This is a genomic window from Pseudoalteromonas sp. OOF1S-7 (genome assembly GCF_022347765.1).
In the GTDB taxonomy this organism is placed as follows: Bacteria; Pseudomonadota; Gammaproteobacteria; order Enterobacterales; family Alteromonadaceae; genus Pseudoalteromonas.
The window spans coordinates 1-1253 of sequence record NZ_JAKRFZ010000047.1; the positions used below are offsets into that span (position 1 = coordinate 1).

Below are 1253 nucleotides of genomic sequence, written 5' to 3' on the forward strand. Positions count from 1 at the left end.
GTGAAGTTGTTGATGCCCTACTTCCAGGAAAAGCCTCTAAGCTTCAGTTTATATCGAATCGTACCCTAAACCGACACAGGTGGTCAGGTAGAGAATACTAAGGCGCTTGAGAGAACTCGGGTGAAGGAACTAGGCAAAATTGTACCGTAACTTCGGGAGAAGGTACGCTCTTACTTGTGAAGACTTCGCGTCGTAAGCAGGCGAGAGCCGCAGTGACCAGGTGGCTGGGACTGTTTATTAAAAACACAGCACTGTGCAAAATCGTAAGATGACGTATACGGTGTGACACCTGCCCGGTGCCGGAAGGTTAATTGATGGGGTTAGTCTTCGGACGAAGCTCTTGATCGAAGCCCCGGTAAACGGCGGCCGTAACTATAACGGTCCTAAGGTAGCGAAATTCCTTGTCGGGTAAGTTCCGACCTGCACGAATGGTGTAACCATGGCCACGCTGTCTCCACCCGAGACTCAGTGAAATTGAAATCGCAGTGAAGATGCTGTGTACCCGCGGCTAGACGGAAAGACCCCGTGAACCTTTACTACAGCTTGGCACTGAACATTGACCCTACATGTGTAGGATAGGTGGGAGGCTTTGAAGCAGTCACGCTAGTGATTGTGGAGCCGACCTTGAAATACCACCCTTGTAGTGTTGATGTTCTAACTTAGGCCCCTAATCGGGGTTGAGGACAGTGCCTGGTGGGTAGTTTGACTGGGGCGGTCTCCTCCCAAAGAGTAACGGAGGAGCACGAAGGTTGGCTAAGTACGGTCGGACATCGTACGGTTAGTGTAATGGTAGAAGCCAGCTTAACTGCGAGACAGACACGTCGAGCAGGTACGAAAGTAGGTCATAGTGATCCGGTGGTTCTGAATGGAAGGGCCATCGCTCAACGGATAAAAGGTACTCCGGGGATAACAGGCTGATACCGCCCAAGAGTTCATATCGACGGCGGTGTTTGGCACCTCGATGTCGGCTCATCACATCCTGGGGCTGAAGTCGGTCCCAAGGGTATGGCTGTTCGCCATTTAAAGTGGTACGCGAGCTGGGTTTAGAACGTCGTGAGACAGTTCGGTCCCTATCTGCCGTGGGCGTTTGAGAATTGAGAGGGGCTGCTCCTAGTACGAGAGGACCGGAGTGGACGAACCGCTGGTGTTCGGGTTGTCATGCCAATGGCATTGCCCGGTAGCTACGTTCGGAATCGATAACCGCTGAAAGCATCTAAGCGGGAAGCGAGCCTCGAGATGAGTTCTCACTTGGA

At 52.4% G+C, this 1253-nt stretch carries 1 rRNA gene; it reads left to right on the forward strand.

The annotated features are described in order from the left end of the window. Nucleotides 1–1253 (forward strand): 23S ribosomal RNA (locus tag MHN33_RS23755); the annotation flags it as partial.